The sequence below is a fragment of the Silvibacterium bohemicum genome, assembly GCF_001006305.1.
GTDB classification, from domain to species: domain Bacteria; phylum Acidobacteriota; class Terriglobia; order Terriglobales; family Acidobacteriaceae; genus Silvibacterium; species Silvibacterium bohemicum.
The window spans coordinates 60,052-77,641 of sequence record NZ_LBHJ01000018.1; the positions used below are offsets into that span (position 1 = coordinate 60,052).

Sequence of the window (17,590 nt, forward strand, 5' to 3'; positions counted from 1 at the left end):
GTGTCTCCTGTGAGTGAGTTTGGAATCGGCAGCAGATGCAAACAGCATCAGCAAACGATCACGAAAGAATCTGGCTTGTATCCGTCGCAGATGGAACGAGCATCAGGAAAATATCTGCGACAGATACGTTGGGTATCCACGGTGCGGAGGGGGGAGCGACCAGCGCGGCGTTAGCCGTCGCGTCAGCCCCGAAGGGGCGGGGTCGCTCCCCCCTCCGCACCTACTTACCACTCATCACCACCGTCGCTAAATAGCTGTTCCTGCACAGTTTGGCGTTCACGGACTGTCGTGTTAGTAGACCGCTGGCTAGACCCGAGATCCGACACTTTTATGCGCTCTCTACGGAAGTGATGGAGCGGATAGCGGTATGGCAGGACGACAGGGACGAACTTCCTGCGCTCTGCCTGTCCGAGAAACCGGCGCCGGATGCGCTCGACGTCTCCTGCCGCGATGAGTGCCTGGTGTTCCGTGGCGGTGTAGATCGCGTCACCATCACGAAGGACGGCGAGGTCGCGCAGCGAAAGCGCCGACTGTTTCGTTTCGGTCTGCCGACGCACGCGAAGGTAGTCGATCAGGTGATCGACACCGCGCGGAGTCGTGGCGGTCGTTCCAGGCCGCTCGTCGGTGAGCTTTGAAGCAAACAGGCTGCGGGCACGCTCGAAGTTCTGCGGCGAGTCCGACAGATAAAGCAGCTCGAAGCCAGGGAGCGCACGGAACAGCGGGGCATATCGATCGAGGAAATGCTCGAAGCCGGAGGCGGAGAGCGCGCCCTCATCGATATAGCTGAACGAGAGACCGCCATCCTTATTAAGGATGGCGGGAAATTCCTCGGCGAAGGCCACGCCGCGGGAGCGCGGCAGGACAGACTCACTGAGGCCGCTCGTCTCAGTGAAGTGGCTCACCTTCGCGGCTTCGGTGTCCAGCAACGTCTCGCCAAGATGGTCGAGGACGAAGTCCAGAACCATGAGGCGTGACTTGATCGTCGCATCGCTTTTCAGCCGGCGATGGTGCGAAGCGCCGAGCCCGGCAGCTCCGTACACCTCGGAAGAGGTGAGGTGGTAGGCAGAGCGAGCCTGCCCGCAGGCGATGCTTTGGATGTGGCCGAGCGCGAAGGCCCGGCGCAGGAACTGCGCGGCCAGAGCGCCACGGCCCCGCTCGATGAAGCGGAGATACTGGCGGCGGAGAAAATATCCCGAGTGCAGGGCGGCGAGATACAGGAACGCGGCCTCGCGTTCCGTGTAGCCAGCCGACTGCAACACCGGAATGGGATCGTAGGTGAGTGTCATAGGTCCCATGCTCATAAATCAAAGATGTCCCGCATCATCTGGTGTTCGTCCTCGATCTTGGCGCTGATGCTGGCGCGGTCGGAGCTGGAGGCGTAGTTTCGGAAACCTGCCTGCGCCTTGGCGCGCAGGTGACCGCGCCGGTACGCAGCGGTCAGCACTTCGATGTCCTCGTGACCGCCCGTGCGTGAGCCCTGGTCGGCTTCCTGGCTGCGGGCGTCGTCATTCGGGTCAAACTCGATACGCGCGTCAGGGATCTGGATGCCGCCGTTCACAAACGGCAGTGAGTGCTTGGCGGCAACTTCTTCCTTGATGTCGGCCATATCACGCTTCGGGTCGGCCTTCCGTGCCCGGTAGATGTCTTTCTGGACACCAGCCTTAATCTCGAAGTCGAGCTTGACGCGGAGATTGCTGCCGCCGTCCCGCTCGATGCGCTGCGACGCATCGCGGTAGGCGCGATAGATGAGCGAGTCGTGCTCCATCTCGCGCGGCTTCACAAAGCCGTAGTACACGGTCTGGTCTTTCGGGACCTCGCCGCTCTTGCGAAGCCACGCGCGACCATCGCGAGTCAGCGTGGCCACTTCAGCGCGGTCAATCTGACGCCGCGTTCCATCGCGACGGAGATTGATGTGGCGCGTCTCTACCAGTCCTTTCGAGCGGAGATAGTTCAGGTCCTCACCAAGCTTGCGCTGCTTGCCGTCATAGACGGAATCGGCAAGATCGCGGGTGCGAACCACGCGAAACTTCCCCAGCTCCAGCATGACCTTGCGCTCCTCTGGGCGAAGCTGCATGCCGATGGTCTGGGAAGGAATCTTGTTTCGCTGGGGGCGACGCGGGTCCGTACTTTCGCGCGGGTCTTTGACGCTGCGCGGACGAGGAGCGGCTTCGCGTTGACGCTCGGGGCGCCTGGATGGAGCGGAGCGCGAAGGCGCATGGTTCGTGCGGCTTTGATCCGCACGCTCCTTGATGGATTGAAGGTGGCGCTGAACGGAGTTCGGCTCCTGCGGACGAGGCGCGCTCGTCTGCGGCGAGGTTTCTCTCCGGCGAGGCAAGTCCTGTGGAATCTCAATTCTCATGACTCATCTCCATCAGCGGCGCTGTCCTGAGAGGCCGTGAGCGAGAAGTCAATGGATGCCTGCTCTGTTTTCTTGCCGCGTTTCTTCTTCCCGGCATCGGGTGGCAGAACGTCGATCTCCAGCTTTGGTTTCCTGCCGGTGACACGACGAACGTCGTAGTCACCGGCATTCGTGAAACGGTCCATGTCTTTCTCGGCCTGCTCGCGCAGCGCACGAATCTTCGCAACAAGGTCAGGGGTGCGTTCGATTGGTGAGTCGTCGGTGTGCATGGCTAGAGTTGCTCCTCCTGATCGCTGAAGCGCGACAGAATCTCTGCCGATAACTCGCTCTTGCCGGTATGGATCTCCTGGTCGAAGTGCTTCAGCTTGCGGCCAGTGTCTCGCAGGAAGAACTTGCGCTCGATCCAGATGGTGAGGCCGAGGATATTGGTGAAGAGCAGAGCGCAGTAAAGCGCGATGGTCTTCAGGTAGGCGTGCAGGATGAGAGCGCGCCACGCGGTGAGGAACACAAACTCGCGCGACAGCCAGAAGATGAGTGCGAGAAAGGCCAGCGTGGCGACGAAGACGGCGTTGGCGATCATGGGGTCCTTTCTGCCGCGATGAAAGAGCGGCACTGTGAGAGAAAATGCGGAGAGGCGTAAGCCTCTCCGCGAGAAGGCGAAGGACGGCGTTAGCCGTCCTCGCCCGTATCGACGACTACCATCGGGCGCTCCAGCTTGCGAACCACGAGCGCGCGGACTTCGCCGACATATCGTTTCGCGCTGAAACGCTCGCCTTCCACGACAACCGGTCGCTCATAGTCGTGGACGTAAAGCTCTCCTTCGACCTCGACGTAGTCGCCGCGTCTCATGCCGCGGGTAAAACCGCAAAACCACGGGCCGGGGCAGACGACCCGGTGTGTGGTGATGCGTGGGGTCCACTCGTTGGTGGCGACATCCCATGTACCGGACATCGTTGCCAGGAACAGGACCGCGAAAGCGTCCTCGGTGATTCCATCCGAAGTCGGCACCTCGGCATCCTTCGTGAGGAAGCCACGGAGTTTGAGGGTGTTCTCAAATAACTGCATAAGTCACCTCCCGAGGGAGGACAACGCGGCCTAAGCCGCGTCGCCCTCCCTGACCGGCTGGGCGTCGAGGTTCTCGGCGCGTGAGCTCGCGGGCTGCTCCAGCTTCTTGACGAAGCTGGCGTGTACCTCCGAGTTGCGGAGAGTTACTTTCACCTTCTTCTTGGCGTCGCCGAACTCCTTCTCGTACTCGTTGCTGCACTGCTCGCCCTTGACTTGCACGTAGTCGCCCTTCTTCAGGTTCCTCGCGTGATCGGCGGGCTGGCCGAAGGCGACGATGCGGTGCCACTCGGTGCGGTTCACCCACTGCTGGGTCTGCTTGTCCTTGTAGCCGGACTTGGTGGCCAGCGACAGGACCGTGAAGGTCTTCTGCGTTTTGGTTGCGATGATCTCGGCGTCCTTGCCAAGGAAGCCCTTCAGCGTGATTTCGTTTTCGTAGAGTGCCATTGTTTTTCTCCTGTTTGTATTTGCCCGAAGTTCCCTCGGGACACTCTTGCGCGAAGCGACGCGAGTGTGCCCCGCTCCCAAGGCCGAAGACGTGCTTTTTCGGAAGGTTCGGAAAATCTTTTCTTTCCGCGTTCTTTGCGGGAAGATCCGAAAAGATTTTCTGAAAGCCGAAACCCGTAGGGCGCACGAAGTGCGAAGCAGAACGGCTAGGCCGACGGGCGCGGGATAAGCACCGAAGCGAGTGACCGAGGGAAAGCAGGGAAAATACGGGAGAAATGGCGCTCTATGGAAACGGGTACTTTGCTGAAGGCCCGTTGCACCGGATGCCGACGCAACCAGACAGCGACAGTACCTGCGCTCACGGTACTGTCGCTGGCTACCCGCACCGGCTACAAAAGCAGATCGTGGGTGAACCACACCGATCTCTGCGCCCCATCGTCCCCCGCAGCCCGCCATGCGAGGAACCTGTATGCGGGCGACGGAGGCAAGGGCGAGTTGTACGGCTCCGATGCGAAGATCGGCGACGGCAAGAAGAAGACCGCTCTCTTGCGACACGGGGGTACGCGCCAGTATCGTCTGCTGTGCCTGAGAACTCATGCGTCCCCCTCGACACCGGGGCGGTCACGGAGGATCGCATCGACGGCTTCAATGCGTTGTCCGATCCAGCGCATGACCGGGACAGCCATTGAGTTGCCGAGAGCTTTGTAGCGGGGGCCATCGGATGCCATCTTCCCGCGATACTCGACCAGGGTGTAATCGTCGGGGAATCCCTGCAACCGCTCACACTCGCGCGGTGTCAGTCGGCGCACAGCCATCTGCGGAGTCATCACGCCATCGACCCGTCCGCCCTCGCCGCCACGTTGAAGAGTCCCGGCTACATCCGTCGATGCCGTCAATTCTCCCGACCAGGCGACAGGCTGCTCCTGTAAGACGGCGGTCGTTGAGCTGTTCTCGATACCGCCGGGGGCGCGGGTGCGGAGGCTTGCTGCAACTTCGGTGGCCGAGGCTCCGGTGGTACTCTCGCTGCCGTGGAGTGTAAACGCAATCGTCGGTGCATTGCGCCCGGTGGCATTGGAATTAGTGCCAAGCGACTGCATCACATCGCCGCTCAGAACCTCGCCATCCTGATTCTGCGCGAAGGCGATCGCTACCTGTCCACCACCGTTCGGATGGCTTCCGTCGTGACCCATGCCACGTAACGTCGGCGCAATGTCACTCGCGTCGCTGCCGGAATCTTTCGCGGAGAAGGCGATATAGGATTGCTGCTTCACACCCGGCCGCGACGCCAATGCGCCGACTGTTTTGCCGTCTCCGCCAAACAGCCGCACCTCGTTACGGAGGTTTTGCGAGAAGGCGACAGCCTGAGTTCCTCCGCCACTTTCCAGCGTATGCGCGACGTGGTCTGAGAAGCCGCTGCCGTTGGACTTCGTGTGTGCGGTGCTGATGGCGACGGGAATCATGGGCACGCCGCGCCCGGTGCCGTTTTCACCGGCGTCGAAGCCATCGGCGCTAAGGGAATGGACAACGGCGGGAACAAATAGGCCCGCACCGTTAAGGGCATGTTGGTTCTCCAATCCCATCTTGCTGCCGAAGTGCGTATCGATGGTCGGGGCTATCTCAACAGGCAAGTCTTCCAATACGCCGACGCCTAGTTGATTGCGGACGAAACCATCCTTGCACCCTGCGTCGATGGTCGGAGCGATGTCTGTGAGGCGACCGCCAGCAGGGCCGACCTCAACGCCTGCGGCAGTTCTTTTCCGCGTTTCTCGGCGCGGCGGAGGATACCCCGACAGGCTGTGCCGCTCAAGTAATACTGCCGCGGCAGCTCGCCAGTTTCCAAGACATCCGACAACGAAGACGCGACGCCTTCGCTGGGGTACTCCAAAGTGTTGAGCGTTAAGAACTCGGTAGGCGACCCCATACCCGAGTTCGACCAGCATCCCGAGGAAGGCTCCAAATGTCCGTCCGTCGTCGATCGACAGGACGCCGGGGACGTTCTCCCACACCAGCCATAGGGGCCTGAATCTACCAGCAAGTCGAGCAAATTCGATGGTGAGGTTGCCACGCGGGTTATCCAGTCCCGCTCGCTTACCGGCGACGGAGAAAGACTGGCAAGGTGTTCCTCCGGCCAGAAGGTCGATTGCTCCAACATCGTCCGCTCCTATCTTTGTGAAATCTCCGGCGTTCACAATCGCGCCATCGGCAGGCAGAGCAACGACGTTGCGAATGGCTGCGGCGCGGCGCTTCGCCTCGTTCCTGTCCGGCGCATCGTGCGGGCTGGGCATATGAATAGGCCGCGATGCGCGATAGCGCGAGCTTAAAAGCCAGCAACAGAACGGGTCGATTTCGGCGAACATCGCAGGCTTCCAGCCGAGAGGTTGCCATGCAACCGACACGGCTTCTATCCCAGAGCACACGGACAGATACCTCACGCCGCACTCCGTGATGCGCGCTTCCGCGCGCAGAGCACGTTGAGCGCGCCGAGGATATGGGCCATCGAAGTGTTCCGGCCATAGAGCACCATGTCCGCGTAGCGGACCGGTGCAAGGTCCCCTGCGCGATCTACCAGCAGTACAGGTGCGTGGAGGTCCGCTTCCAGCAGCCGGTGAATGAGCCTGCCCGCGAGGTCACCCTGCCGTGCATGGATCAGGATGCCGCACACCAGATCGCCGGTGACCATGACGGCAGCGGCGCTGCGGCAGTCATCGACAGCAGTGACCTCATAGGGTTGCAGACGCAGTGCGAACGCTGTGGAAGACAGCAGCTCGCGGTCCGCGCAGTAAAGCAGTATGGGTTTCTTGGATCTCATAGTTGTCAGCTCCCAAACGCCTGGTCTTCGTGGACATAGCTGATGACCACGCCGAGCGGGTTGGTGAGCAGCATCGCGTTCGGCACCGTGTCGCGGAAACCATAGACGACATTGGCGGTCCATCGCTCGCGACTCTGTTCCTGCTGATCGCCGGGCGAATAGAAGACTTTCTCCAGCTCGATGTGAGCGCGATACAGGGCTTGCCGCGTATCGTCGAGCACCACGGCTTTGATCTCGATGTCCACGTTGGGCGCGCTGGGATCAAGCAGAAACGTCTCAAGTGTTTTGGCCTTGTTCACGCGCGCGAGTGTGCCGGACTGCAACTCGTTCGAGAAGAAGTTCAGCGACTCGGCGAAATCACGCTGCAATGTGGCGTGATTTCGTCCGTAGTAGAGCTGCGCCCAACGTGCGAGGTAATACTTGCTGACGCGCTCGATAGGGACCTTCGAGAAGTCGTCGTAGTTGACGACCTGCCCGCGTCCGATGTCGGAGACAGAAATGACGATGGGCTTCAATCGCAATGCCGCGGTCTGTGCTCGGTAGAGGAGCGCAAGCGAAGCAAGCGTGACGACCGAGAGGACGAGCAGCGCGACCTTCAGATAAGTATTGGTGACGACCGGTTCCGCATAGCGTTCGAGAAACCTATGGCCGGCGCTGGTAGTGATGGGAGTCTCTAGAGTCGGCATGACTAATCTCCCATCACGTTGACCCAGGTGCCCGTGCGTCCGCTGAGGATGGCGGAGGTCAGCTCGGGGATTTTGACAAGGCCGTAGACGCAGACGAAGAGCGTAATCAGCAATGCCGGCAGGATGGTCAGCGCGTTCTCAATCGTGATCGTGCCGATGATTTGGAACATGGCAGCGAGAACTTTGGCGAACACATAGATGAAGGCCGACGCGACAACCTGATAAAAGCTGAAGCCGATGAAGGCTTTTAGCCAGCCCCAAAACAGCCAATCCATCTTTGGCACGATGAACCACGGGATGAAGACGGGACCTATCAACACACACACGGCAGCGGCCACATAACCGTAGGCGATGACCGCGAAGGCGACGGCCTCCATCGTGGCGAGGATGACGGCGACCAGCAGGTAGGTGAGGTCTTCGAGGATGTTGAAGCTGCCCGGAGGCTGACCGAGTTGCTGCTCGGCGTTAGTGATGGTGGTGGCGATCTCCTGCGTCTGGCTGGATTCGATCTTCGTCGAGAGGCTAAGGCCCTCTTTGGTAATAAGGTCCGAGAAGCTGTAACTCGTGCCGGGGATCGGCGTCGAGTAATACGTCAGCATTCCGAGACCAAGCGAGATCATCAGAATCAGGTCGGCGAACTTGGCGAAGTGGAAGCCGCCGAGTCCCTGCGAGGCGGACAGGGCGGACTTGATGCCGAACCACACGATGAGGATGGTGGCCAGGCCACGGAATATGTCGAGTCCCGTGGCCTGGAGGGTATTGCTCTGGGAGGACAACAACTGAGTGATGGCCTGCCCGAGTTGGGCGATGATGTTCTGTCCCATTAGTTGCTCCCGTTGATGCTGAGTGAGATCGAGTGCATCGAGCCGCTCACGCCGTTGTTCACGTTCTGCATGGTCGTCGGGAAGTTTTGCTGGAAGTAGACCGAGTTATTGAGGGAGCGGTTCTGCCCATCGATCTGCTGCTTCTGCGCGACAAGCTGCTGTTGCAGCGCGGCCATCAGCAACTGATTGGTGTCCTGCTGCGAATGAATCTGGAGCAGCGTGGCGGAATTGATCTTGCCGAGTAGGGCGTTCTCGGTCTGTTGAGTAGGATCGGTCGAGTACGTGTCGGACTCAAGGTTCGCCAGCTTCGTGGCGAACGTCTGCGAGTCCGAACGAATCGTCCCGAGCGTGGCAAGTGTGTTGGTGGTGGTCGTCTGCGCCAGCTCGGACGTAGCGTACTGGTTGGCGACAGTTGCCTGACTGCGTGAGTTGAGCGAGGAATAGTTACCGGAGGGATAACTCTGCGCCTGAATGTAGGCGCTGTTATATCCCTGCTGTGCATTGGTAAGAGCGCCGTAGTTGAGCGCATTTACGAGCGCGGAAGTATTGCCGTAGGTGTTCGCCGGGGCCTGCAGACTCGTCCACTGCGACCAGTCGGCCTTGTACCGCGCTTCGAGGTTCTGCGGCATCTGCGCCATCTGGTGGGCGAGGTTGTACATGGTGACGATCTGGTTGCGGGTATCGACGGCGGTCGTATAAATCTGCGAGCCCTGCTCGATCTGCTGAAGCGCATGCGCAGATTGCGTGGGGTCGAAGACGATGCCGCTGCCGAACTGCGCGTGCGCCATCGGCGCGAGCGCGAGAACAGAGAGAAAGAGGCTGTACAGCTTGATGGACTTCATGGTGGAACCTCCGTAAAGGCGCTCACAGAGCGCCGGGTTATGAATGGATGGGCTGCGTTACATCACGCTAGACATGTCGTGGTTTTCGTATGCGGGCAGGAGCATGTCCTGGGTGATGTAAATCTTGATCCGATGGCCGTTGCGGATGGTGATGGTGGGTGGGATATTGATGAAGCGATCGAGTACCGTCGCACCGGACTGCGAGAGGCTCGAAGCGATGCCTTGCCGGTAGGCTTCGCTGCCGGTCTCGTTGTAGCCCTGGTTGAAGCTGGTAGCCTCAGCAGCGCCGGAGATGACACCGAGCGCAATCGACGCGCCGAATATCTCCATGTAGTGGTTGTTGACCTTGTCCTTGACGCCGCTCTCACCTGCCTGGTCGAGACCGTGGAACGCATCAAGGTCCACGGAGTATTTGTCGGGCATGAGCATCCGGTGGAAGGTAAGGGCGAGGCGCTTCTGGCCGAGGCTGCCGACCTTCTGTGCCGTACCGAGGATGAATGTACCTTCGGGGATCAGGACGTGCTGACGGTCCTCGCTGTAAACGGGATTCGTCACCATGACCTTCACGTCGCCGACGAACTCCCCGTCGAGGCGGTCCACCAGAACGGTGTCGATGGTCGTACCCTCGAAGAGCGCATAGGGCAGACCATGTGCGGCGTTCAGGTTGATCTCCGGCGCACGTTTGCTGGCAGTGGCGGATGCAGCAGCAGCGGGCGCAGCAGCAGCCTGCGTGGGAGCGGTCGGCGGCAAGCTCGAAGAGCGAGCAGCGGCGCTTTCGCTGAGGCTGACAGGCTCTGCCGATGGGTGCGAAGCATCACCATCGGCGGAGACGAGATTCGACGCGAAGCGGGATTTAAAGGCCAGCGCCTTTTCTGCATCCGCGACGGTATCGCGCGGCGGTTCTGCCGGGGGCGGCAACTGCATAGCAGGAGCCGCCGTCCCGACAGGCTGGCCGGTAGCAGGGTTGATGGAGGAGGGAGTGGTGGCGGGAGCGGCTGTGCTTGCTGTCCGCGCCTGCTGCTGGCTCTGGCGCTGGTCGGCACTCAGATCCTGCTCCAGCTCCTGTATCTTCCTCTGGTTGGCATCCGTGGACACGGCCAGCGGCGATGACGCCGTGTCCTTCGGTACCGGCTTGGCATGGTTCTTGGAGAACATGACCGCCATGAGGATGAGCACAGCGAGGCCGGCCATGACATAGCCCTGCGCCTGCTTCGGAACAACACCCTCCGGCCTGGCGCGTTTGTCTTTCACACCAGAGGTGTTGTCGGTGGATGGAGCCGCAACCTGCGACTCCAGAGCGGGTGTCTGTTTTTCGTCCGCCATCGGCATCACTCCCCCTTCCGCTCGAAGTTGAGCTTGCGTTTGCCGATTTCGAGATAACCCTTATCGACGACGGTGGGGATGACGTAGGTGCCGTTTTGCAACTGAAAGGTGATGAGGTCGGGCTTGCCGTCCTTCAGTTCGTAGATGGAAAACTTCTCCGAGGCTGACGACTTGATGTAGGTGAACTTGTCGTCGTGATAGATCGCGCTCACATCGAAGGGCGATTCATTGTGATAGCTGTAATCGAACTTGAGCGCCGCAGTGGGATAGTCGGCACGGAACTGCTCGACCGCAGCAGCGGCGTGGGTTTGTGCGGCTTGCGCCTGGGCGCGTGCCGCATCCACCTCGCCAGCGGACACGAGCTTACCGGCGCCATTGGAAGCGGCAAGCGAGGACGGGTCGGACGGCTGGATCACGACCTTCAGGTCGGGGTCGCCGGACTCGACATCGTCGAGCACGAACGAGTACACCGTGCCTTTATCGGTAATGAGGTTGAGGTTCGAGTGGATGCCTTCCTTGGCAGGATGCAGGAAGCAGTAGTTGCCCACGGTGTCGATGATCCAGAAGTCCTTATCGCCGGTGGCGACCTCCAGAATCTTCTCCGTGCTGGGCAATTCAATGAGCGTGGTGTAACGCATCTTGGCATGGACGCTCACGATGTCGTTGGTGTGGTATTTAACCAGGCGGGCGGTCTGCTGGCCGTGGGCCACGGTCGCGGCCAAGCCAAGTAAGAGTGGAATGATGGGTGCTACGGGGCGCATGAAATCTCCTTTGAGAATGGTTGGAGTTATGAGTTGAGTGGGTTGGGGTAATCGTGAGCGAGTTGGATCAAACCTTGTTCCGGGCCGAAGCGGTTGAAGTAATCCTGTTTGCGGATGTTGTCGCGGGCGTTATTGGTGGCCATCCAATACGTCAGTGCATCGACTTCCAAAACCAATTTCTTAGTGCCGCTAGGCTGGATAAGCAGCAACTCGCGCTTGGGCACCAGCGACTCCAGCAGCTCAAGCTGGGTATCGTTCAACTGGAAGATTTCGGCGTACAGCTTGCGGTCGATGTTGGGGTTTGCGAGGAATATCTTGGTGGGGCAAGACTCATTGATGATGTGCAGCATGTCGGAAGCCGCCAACTCCACCACCGACTGCGTAGCGAGGATCATGGCCGCGTTCTTCTTACGCCACGTCTTCTCGGCGCGGGTGATCCAATCGCGGATGATTTTATTCTTAAGGAAGATCCACGCTTCATCGATCAGGAACGGCTTGAATGTGCCGACATTCTCCGAGGTTTCGATCTTCGAGGAAGCCCGCTGCAAGACATAAAAGAGCAGTGGCTCCAGGATGTCCGGGTAATCGCTCCATCCGTCGAAGTTGAAGGTCTGGAAGCGGGCGAAGGCCAGCGTGTCGTCTACGTTGTCGAAGAGATAGCCGAACTGTCCGGCCTGAGTCCAGCGGTGCAGGCGTTCTCCGAGGGGTCCGAGGATGGACGCGAAATTGGTAAGCGTCCGAATCTCGCTCGGAAGTTTGTAGACGCGTTCCAGTCCTGCATAGAGCGCCTTCTCGTCGGCAGTGGTCAATTCATAGCGTCCGCCGCCTTCGATCAGTACGCGAAGGAAGAGAAATAGAAAATTGAGATTTTCGAGCGTGGGTTCGAGGGAGAATGGGTTGATGCTGAAGCCTGGGTTCTTGAGGCCGACGTTGAGGTACGATCCGCCGAAGGCCCGCGTCAGCGTCTCGTAGCTGCCGCCCAAATCGAAGACAAAGGTGAACGGTTCATACTTCTGCGCGGATTGAAGGATCATCGAGGCACAGAAGCTCTTACCACTCCCCGTAGCGCCGAGCATCAGCGTGTGAGCCACATCGCCGCTGTGGAGGTTCAGGTAGAACGGGGTCCCATGCGTCGATTCAAGGACCGCGAGATATTCCCGCTCCAGATGCGGGTTCCATTGAGAGCCGCCATCGACCGTGAACAGAAACGAGAGGTCGGCATAGTTGCTATTGAGCGCCCACTGTTTGCGAAGGTTGAACTGCCTGTTGCCGGGGATGGTGGCGAAGAAGGCATTGAGCAGGTTGTAGCGTTCCTCGTACAGCAGCCCGTCATGCTGGGTGAACAGCTTCTGGAACTCGGCGACGGTGTGCTCGACCCTCACATGGTCTTCGTCATAGATGACAACAGAAAGCGTGAACTCGCCGAAGTTCTTGCCCTCCATGCCCATTGCTGTGAGCGCATTGCCAAGCTCCGCAACGGCAGCGGCTTTGGAATCGTCTACGAGGTTGTCCTGGTTGGCGGTGTTGCCACGGTCCTGAAGGTTCGATACGAAGCTGGTCTTCGAGTTGTGGTGATGGCGGCGGCGTGACGCGATTTCTTTCCGTGCCTTTTCATTTGTCACCGGATGCCACTCGGTAACGACGTGGAAGCTGGCCGGCACATCGAGCAGGCCTTGCAACAGCAGAGGGCGCGTTTCGCTGGGGAGCTCTTTCAGCGTGAGGACACGGACATAATCGTCATCGAGGCGGAGGTAGCCGCGATGGGCCTCCAGTTCCGAGTCGCACACCTGCCAGTCGAGATGGCGGGCATCGCACAACGGAGTGTCATTGATCTTGGAGGGGCGGAGGTTAGTGAGACGGCGCAGTATGCGAAACGTCTCCTCCGCCCCTGGCAGCTCGACCGTCATGAGGTCGTTTAGCTGTCCACTCAAACTGTTGGCCTTCTGCTGCAACCGCAGGCGGTCGCGCTCGATCTGCTCATAAAGCAACGTGCGTTCTTTGTTGCCGGAGAACAGTGCGCGCAAGTCACGAAGGGACGAGCGCGGGTGTTTCGGCAGCCCGGCGAGCGCGTGCAGCAGGCCGGTCTTCTGGAAGCTGCCATCGACCATGACGATCCAGAAGATTTCAATGGAATAGAGCCGGTCGGCCTTCGACGCGAGGAACGCGCTGCGCTGTTCGACAGCGGCGCGAACGAGCGGATTTTCATACTCCGCGTGCGGAATCGAAGGCCGGTTGTGTTTGAACAGGATTTGATACAGCCTGCACTTGTCGTCGATGGAGCGGAACGCGGCCTCCAGCCGCTTCACCGCATAGTCGAGACCGGCATAGTCGAGGCTCTCGTAGTCGATGCCGCCGATACGCAACGCGCATCCGAGGTCGCCGCTCTTGGTGAGAAACGAGTGATCGTCCCAAAAGCCGTACAGGTTCACTTGCGCGGCGAACGATCCCGCTTCCTTCCAGTCCTTCGTAATTGTTTCAACCTTGTACATTGCGCCTCGCTATGCGGACTTGCAGGGTGTCGGCTTTCATGGGGTCGTAGCGCCTGCGGAACTTACTGCTGTTGAACAGCACATGGAGAATCTCTATGTCGTGCTTGGTGGCAATGCGGGCGATGATGACGCCCACGATGAACAGCCCGATGCCGCCGAGTAAGGAATGAAGCAGAGAGAAGATCGATCCTCCCGAGATCAGAGCGACGAAGAACAATCGCCGCTCTGCTCCCAGGACAGTCAGCGGCCTGTTCATGGCCTTGAAGACGGGGTTCACGCGACGTTCCGCTGACTGAGACAATGGATCACCTCCTCTCTAGCTCGGAAAGAGCCAAGCCATGAAATTGACCGCGCCAATAGCCATTCCCACGCCGAAGACGATGCCGGCGAGGGTCTTCTTGGACTGACCTTCGCCGTAGGCGAACATCAATCCACCGACGACGATGGCGACCAGGCTGAGGCCCTGGGCAATCGAGCCGGTGAAGGCGGTTTTGAGGACGTTGACTGCGTTGTCCCACGGATCGCTCCCGGTCGATTGGGCGTAGACCGGCAGGGCGGACAGCAGGAGCAGCGGGGCTGCATATCGGGATAGGTGGTGACTGCGTGCCAACTTAAGGACGCGGCTTCGCTTCGAAGGACGGGTGCTCTCCATAGGAGGTCTCCTTGGGTGATGTACCGTCGAGTGGCCACTCTCGGTGTTTCGTGCTGGTTGTGAAGGTAAGAGCAGCGCGGCGAAATGGGAAATCATTATTTCGCGCGGAGGTATCACGAATTTTTATAACTTTGGATGGTGGTTGGAACGGCCACAAACGCAAGGCCAACGGGCAAGAAAGACAGGCGTGCAGGATGAACACACTCCTTCATTCCCACGATGAACAGCGAACAACGTGCGGGACGGAGGGAGTCAAGGCCGTGCGATCACAAGGCTGCGGAATAGTTCGCCTTGACACACGCCGGGACGCACGCACCATCTACCGGACGTGGGAATGAAGAAGAGGACCTCCTCACGGAGATCCTCTCGGTCACTCGATTCATGCGGCTCACGGCCTGCTCATAGTACGAATCGTCGAGCTCTACACCGCGATACTTACGGCCTGTCAGCAACGCTGCGGCGCATGTGCTGCCGCTACCTGCAAAGGGATCGAGAACCAACTCGCCGGGCAACGTGAAGCTGCGAATCAACTGCGCGAGCGGCTCTACCGGCTTCTGCGTCGGATGCAGCTTGTTGCCGCTGTACGGCATATCGATTACATCCGCTACCGGCTGCTTCGGCAACGGCGGCCTGCCCTTCGCCAGCAAGTATGCCTGCTCGTGCCGATAGCTGAGGAACCGGCTCTTTGAGCTATAGGTCTTGCGAAACACGATGTGTCCGACAGGCTGAAAACCCGCGTCTTTCCAGGCTGCGAAGAACTCGTCTACTTTCGTCCAGCTATAGAACATGATGGCTACGCGGTTCATCTTGAGTACCCTGTATGCCTCGCGCATCGCTGGCTTCAACCAGTCGGCGTTGGCATCGTTCTGGATGGTGCGGCCATCGCGGTCGCGGTAGTTCACCAGGTACGGCGGATCGGTAAGGATGAAATCGGCGCTATTGGCGGGCATCTCGTGCATCTTCTCGATGCAGTCGCCGTGAAGGATTGCGTTGACTGGAAGCTGCTGTTGGATCGTGTTCGTGTTCATGATGTCACTCCGTTTTGTGTGGTCTCCCGATGAGTCGGGACACTCCTGCGCTCTGCGCCGCGAGTGTGCCCCGCTCCCAAGTGCCAAGCGACGCATTTTCGGAGAGCCCTAAATAAAGTTTTCGCGTTCTTTGCGAAAAGTTTGTTTTGGCGAGGTCCCGAAAAAGCAAGTCGCGCCGTGCCGCAGGGCGCGGGATAAGCACCGAGCGAGTGACCGACTCAGAGCGAGACCATACGGTGGAGTGTTTTGAACACGATGGCTATGCAACGACACCTGTTCAGCAAGAAATGTACCTTGCGAGAAAGGTATAAAAAAACGTGATACCTTCGCACGAAATGATGATTGGACGCTGACTGGGACTTCTCCGAGAATGCCCACATGCGCGGTTCTGCATACAAAGTATCGGCGGGGCATTGGAACGGTGGGCAGTGGACGGAGCCGGGGCCTCCTATCGGAGATCCCGCCCTGGAACGGCACTACTCGGTCAACGAGATTGCTAAATCGTGGGGACTTAGCGGAAACACCATCCGCAGGATATTTGAGAAGGAACCGGGTGTGATCGAGTGGGGTACGACGGAAACCCGGTTCTCGCGTGGCTATCGAACTTTGCGGATACCGGAGAGTGTCATGATGCGCGTCCACCAGCGTTTGCGAAAGTAAGCACAGGACTGTGTCATCGCTGCTGACACGATCGGCGCTCCTTGAAGTTGTAGTAGAAAACTACTGCAATCGTAGTAGAACCATACTGCGGTTCAATGGCAAACAAACGGGCAATTCGTCGTGGCAGACCTTCTCGAAAACCTTCTTCAGTTCAAAAGTGATGTTTACGTCACTTTATCCAGGTATTCGACCCAAAAGTGATGTATTCATCACTTTCGCATTGGATGGGCGGCCCAAAAATCAAGGTAGCTCGATCTCCTGAATGTCCACTGTTTCTTTGTGAAGATCGATCTCAATCACACGATTGATGAGGTTCGTGCGTCCTGCTAAGTATTCAAGTCCAGCCCGGAACAATTGTCTTTGAACTTCTGGCCGCATCAACGGCAAGATAATAACGAGTCCGGGATGAATTTCAGCTTTGCGTGAGAGTTTCCGAAAGTCCTGGGCGTTGTTGGTGACGAAGATCGAATCGTCCTGAAGCGCACGCTTCCATAGCTGCCAGTCTGGGGCACCCTTCAAGCCGAGATGCTCGATGTGGTAAGCGGTGTACCCCAGCCCGTTTGCGACTTCGACGAGGCTGGCATGAAGACACTCGTCGATCAGGAATGAGAGCGTATCAGGCACGCTTTAGAGGATATGCCTTTCGTGCAATGACACGCGCCCCTCGCGGCAACCGTGTTTGAGCCTTAGGACCACGCCGGGGGTGAGCTTGCACGTAAAGCTCCGCCAACGCGATGTGCTCGCGTGTAAGGCTTGGATACCCTTCTAGAATCTCCTCGACCGATGCTCCTTGACTCCGCATCTCTGCGACGAGCTGCACAGGAATCCGCGTCCCGCGGATTACGGATGTCCCTCCCATGATCTCGGGGTCTTCGACGACCATCGCATGTGCTTTCTTATAGCTGGTCATCGCACTCTTGAGGTCCGTTCTGGCCCTGCGCACTTCGATGATGACTGCTTCGGATTCCTTGAGTTGGGGAATATTGGGTTGGGCAAGGACGGCACGATAGATGCGTCTGCGATATGCAAGTGGAAGCCGCCCTACGCCAAGCTGCTCCAGCTTCAAACAAAGCAGCCCATCACTGGAAATGATCCGCTGCACAATGCGTCCAGAGCGTACTCTCCGCGATGGCACAGCGTCGTCCTCAAGCGCACGACGCACGGCGGTCAGTGGCAGCCCGGTAAGCAACGATGCTTCATTCGGTGTATAGCCGGTCATGGATGGTTCCCCTTGCCTAATTCTACCCCATGAGGGACATAAATAGCGATTGCACTTGGCTCACTACGCAGCATTCGCCGCAAGAGCTTTCTTCCCTGCCGTGGGTGTGGTCGGGCGTTTGACACCAAATATACTTTCGTATTATCTTCGCCAAGCACTCTTCTTGGAGAAACTGCCTGGATTCCCACAGAGGTATAGATTCGTTTGTTCGATATAGGATTGGTAGAACTCAAACGACTTCCCGCAACATGACGTTCAACCTTGACAGTTGGCTACTCCACAAAGGCGCTGAGAAACATGGCGGGGAGTAAAACTCTTCCAGCCCACAAGTACGGTAGAGCGGTTGGCGCGGCATTTCACGCTAGGCTCGCTGATGTTTGGGCTGCCCGCAATGTGGCTGAACTTCCGCTTTGGGAAACGGTATCCGGT

The 17,590-nt window shown here is 58.9% G+C and carries 20 protein-coding genes; 1 reads left to right on the forward strand and 19 read right to left on the reverse strand.

Features of this window, described 5'->3' with window-relative positions; all coding sequences use genetic code 11:
- Nucleotides 1-224: 224 nt before the first annotated feature.
- The 17 genes from XX99_RS21390 to XX99_RS21470 form a co-directional block, all read right to left on the reverse strand.
- The gene (locus XX99_RS21390; RefSeq protein ID WP_156186132.1) at nucleotides 225-1,286 is read right to left on the reverse strand and encodes a hypothetical protein; all 1,062 of its coding nucleotides are present in this window, start codon (nucleotides 1,284-1,286) and stop codon (nucleotides 225-227) included.
- A gap of 11 nt (nucleotides 1,287-1,297) precedes the next feature.
- Nucleotides 1,298-2,359: a hypothetical protein gene (locus XX99_RS21395; protein ID WP_050061463.1), complete on the reverse strand. Its 1,062-nt coding sequence runs from the start codon at nucleotides 2,357-2,359 to the stop codon at nucleotides 1,298-1,300.
- Nucleotides 2,356-2,628, reverse strand: a complete 273-nt coding sequence (locus XX99_RS21400; protein ID WP_050061464.1) for a hypothetical protein — start codon at nucleotides 2,626-2,628, stop codon at nucleotides 2,356-2,358. Before XX99_RS21400 ends, XX99_RS21395 begins: the two co-directional genes overlap by 4 nt.
- Before the next feature lie 2 nt (nucleotides 2,629-2,630).
- Nucleotides 2,631-2,939, reverse strand: coding sequence for a hypothetical protein (locus XX99_RS21405; RefSeq protein ID WP_156186133.1), 309 nt, complete (start codon nucleotides 2,937-2,939; stop codon nucleotides 2,631-2,633).
- An 89-nt stretch (nucleotides 2,940-3,028) separates the two neighbouring features.
- Nucleotides 3,029-3,424: a single-stranded DNA-binding protein gene (locus XX99_RS21410; RefSeq protein WP_050061466.1), complete on the reverse strand. Its 396-nt coding sequence runs from the start codon at nucleotides 3,422-3,424 to the stop codon at nucleotides 3,029-3,031.
- 30 nt (nucleotides 3,425-3,454) lie between these two features.
- Nucleotides 3,455-3,868, reverse strand: a complete 414-nt coding sequence (locus XX99_RS27830) for a single-stranded DNA-binding protein (protein ID WP_050061467.1) — start codon at nucleotides 3,866-3,868, stop codon at nucleotides 3,455-3,457.
- A 593-nt stretch (nucleotides 3,869-4,461) separates the two neighbouring features.
- Nucleotides 4,462-6,264: a DNA cytosine methyltransferase gene (gene dcm / locus XX99_RS27835; protein WP_197081927.1), complete on the reverse strand. Its 1,803-nt coding sequence runs from the start codon at nucleotides 6,262-6,264 to the stop codon at nucleotides 4,462-4,464.
- A gap of 32 nt (nucleotides 6,265-6,296) precedes the next feature.
- Complete coding sequence (locus XX99_RS21425) at nucleotides 6,297-6,677, reverse strand: hypothetical protein (protein ID WP_050061469.1); 381 nt, start codon at nucleotides 6,675-6,677, stop codon at nucleotides 6,297-6,299.
- Nucleotides 6,678-6,682: 5 nt separating this feature from the next.
- A complete protein-coding gene (locus tag XX99_RS21430) occupies nucleotides 6,683-7,363 on the reverse strand; it encodes a VirB8/TrbF family protein (protein WP_050061470.1) in 681 nt (226 codons plus the stop codon).
- Nucleotides 7,364-7,365: 2 nt separating this feature from the next.
- Nucleotides 7,366-8,187 (reverse strand): type IV secretion system protein, encoded by an 822-nt coding sequence (locus XX99_RS21435; protein WP_050061471.1) that lies wholly within the window; start codon nucleotides 8,185-8,187, stop codon nucleotides 7,366-7,368.
- Nucleotides 8,187-9,029 (reverse strand): hypothetical protein, encoded by an 843-nt coding sequence (locus tag XX99_RS21440; protein ID WP_050061472.1) that lies wholly within the window; start codon nucleotides 9,027-9,029, stop codon nucleotides 8,187-8,189. The genes XX99_RS21435 and XX99_RS21440 overlap by 1 nt, the downstream gene beginning before the upstream one ends.
- A 57-nt stretch (nucleotides 9,030-9,086) precedes the next feature.
- Nucleotides 9,087-10,352: a TrbI/VirB10 family protein gene (locus XX99_RS21445; protein WP_184085302.1), complete on the reverse strand. Its 1,266-nt coding sequence runs from the start codon at nucleotides 10,350-10,352 to the stop codon at nucleotides 9,087-9,089.
- A 5-nt stretch (nucleotides 10,353-10,357) separates the two neighbouring features.
- The gene (locus tag XX99_RS21450) at nucleotides 10,358-11,113 is read right to left on the reverse strand and encodes a TrbG/VirB9 family P-type conjugative transfer protein (protein ID WP_050061474.1); all 756 of its coding nucleotides are present in this window, start codon (nucleotides 11,111-11,113) and stop codon (nucleotides 10,358-10,360) included.
- A gap of 26 nt (nucleotides 11,114-11,139) precedes the next feature.
- The gene (locus tag XX99_RS21455; protein ID WP_050061475.1) at nucleotides 11,140-13,602 is read right to left on the reverse strand and encodes a VirB4 family type IV secretion system protein; all 2,463 of its coding nucleotides are present in this window, start codon (nucleotides 13,600-13,602) and stop codon (nucleotides 11,140-11,142) included.
- Nucleotides 13,589-13,903, reverse strand: a complete 315-nt coding sequence (locus XX99_RS21460) for a VirB3 family type IV secretion system protein (RefSeq protein ID WP_050061476.1) — start codon at nucleotides 13,901-13,903, stop codon at nucleotides 13,589-13,591. Before XX99_RS21460 ends, XX99_RS21455 begins: the two co-directional genes overlap by 14 nt.
- Nucleotides 13,904-13,918: 15 nt before the next feature.
- The gene (locus XX99_RS21465) at nucleotides 13,919-14,254 is read right to left on the reverse strand and encodes a TrbC/VirB2 family protein (protein WP_050061477.1); all 336 of its coding nucleotides are present in this window, start codon (nucleotides 14,252-14,254) and stop codon (nucleotides 13,919-13,921) included.
- 266 nt (nucleotides 14,255-14,520) lie between these two features.
- Complete coding sequence (locus XX99_RS21470) at nucleotides 14,521-15,282, reverse strand: DNA methyltransferase (protein ID WP_082125815.1); 762 nt, start codon at nucleotides 15,280-15,282, stop codon at nucleotides 14,521-14,523.
- A 378-nt stretch (nucleotides 15,283-15,660) separates the two neighbouring features.
- On the opposite strand from XX99_RS21470, the gene XX99_RS21475 reads away from it, so the two are divergent.
- Nucleotides 15,661-15,942 (forward strand): hypothetical protein, encoded by a 282-nt coding sequence (locus XX99_RS21475; RefSeq protein ID WP_156186134.1) that lies wholly within the window; start codon nucleotides 15,661-15,663, stop codon nucleotides 15,940-15,942.
- A gap of 240 nt (nucleotides 15,943-16,182) precedes the next feature.
- Here XX99_RS21475 and XX99_RS21480 read toward each other — a convergent pair whose 3' ends face one another.
- Nucleotides 16,183-16,566: a DUF5615 family PIN-like protein gene (locus XX99_RS21480; RefSeq protein ID WP_050061479.1), complete on the reverse strand. Its 384-nt coding sequence runs from the start codon at nucleotides 16,564-16,566 to the stop codon at nucleotides 16,183-16,185.
- The gene (locus tag XX99_RS21485) at nucleotides 16,559-17,161 is read right to left on the reverse strand and encodes a DUF433 domain-containing protein (RefSeq protein WP_050061480.1); all 603 of its coding nucleotides are present in this window, start codon (nucleotides 17,159-17,161) and stop codon (nucleotides 16,559-16,561) included. The genes XX99_RS21480 and XX99_RS21485 overlap by 8 nt, the downstream gene beginning before the upstream one ends.
- Nucleotides 17,162-17,590: the final 429 nt, after the last annotated feature.

Bases quoted from the DNA above. Each gene is read 5' to 3' on its own strand.
- XX99_RS21440 (WP_050061472.1), bottom strand. From the start codon at position 9,029: ATGAAGTCCATCAAGCTGTACAGCCTCTTTCTCTCTGTTCTCGCGCTC.
- XX99_RS21390 (WP_156186132.1), bottom strand. From the start codon at position 1,286: ATGACACTCACCTACGATCCCATTCCGGTGTTGCAGTCGGCTGGCTAC.
- XX99_RS21395 (WP_050061463.1), bottom strand. From the start codon at position 2,359: ATGAGAATTGAGATTCCACAGGACTTGCCTCGCCGGAGAGAAACCTCG.
- XX99_RS21445 (WP_184085302.1), bottom strand. From the start codon at position 10,352: ATGGCGGACGAAAAACAGACACCCGCTCTGGAGTCGCAGGTTGCGGCT.
- XX99_RS21465 (WP_050061477.1), bottom strand. From the start codon at position 14,254: ATGGAGAGCACCCGTCCTTCGAAGCGAAGCCGCGTCCTTAAGTTGGCA.
- XX99_RS21435 (WP_050061471.1), bottom strand. From the start codon at position 8,187: ATGGGACAGAACATCATCGCCCAACTCGGGCAGGCCATCACTCAGTTG.
- XX99_RS21450 (WP_050061474.1), bottom strand. From the start codon at position 11,113: ATGCGCCCCGTAGCACCCATCATTCCACTCTTACTTGGCTTGGCCGCG.
- XX99_RS21455 (WP_050061475.1), bottom strand. From the start codon at position 13,602: ATGTACAAGGTTGAAACAATTACGAAGGACTGGAAGGAAGCGGGATCG.
- XX99_RS27830 (WP_050061467.1), bottom strand. From the start codon at position 3,868: ATGGCACTCTACGAAAACGAAATCACGCTGAAGGGCTTCCTTGGCAAG.
- XX99_RS21405 (WP_156186133.1), bottom strand. From the start codon at position 2,939: ATGATCGCCAACGCCGTCTTCGTCGCCACGCTGGCCTTTCTCGCACTC.
- XX99_RS21425 (WP_050061469.1), bottom strand. From the start codon at position 6,677: ATGAGATCCAAGAAACCCATACTGCTTTACTGCGCGGACCGCGAGCTG.
- XX99_RS21475 (WP_156186134.1), top strand. From the start codon at position 15,661: ATGCGCGGTTCTGCATACAAAGTATCGGCGGGGCATTGGAACGGTGGG.
- XX99_RS21470 (WP_082125815.1), bottom strand. From the start codon at position 15,282: ATGAACACGAACACGATCCAACAGCAGCTTCCAGTCAACGCAATCCTT.
- XX99_RS21400 (WP_050061464.1), bottom strand. From the start codon at position 2,628: ATGCACACCGACGACTCACCAATCGAACGCACCCCTGACCTTGTTGCG.
- XX99_RS21410 (WP_050061466.1), bottom strand. From the start codon at position 3,424: ATGCAGTTATTTGAGAACACCCTCAAACTCCGTGGCTTCCTCACGAAG.
- XX99_RS21485 (WP_050061480.1), bottom strand. From the start codon at position 17,161: ATGACCGGCTATACACCGAATGAAGCATCGTTGCTTACCGGGCTGCCA.
- XX99_RS21430 (WP_050061470.1), bottom strand. From the start codon at position 7,363: ATGCCGACTCTAGAGACTCCCATCACTACCAGCGCCGGCCATAGGTTT.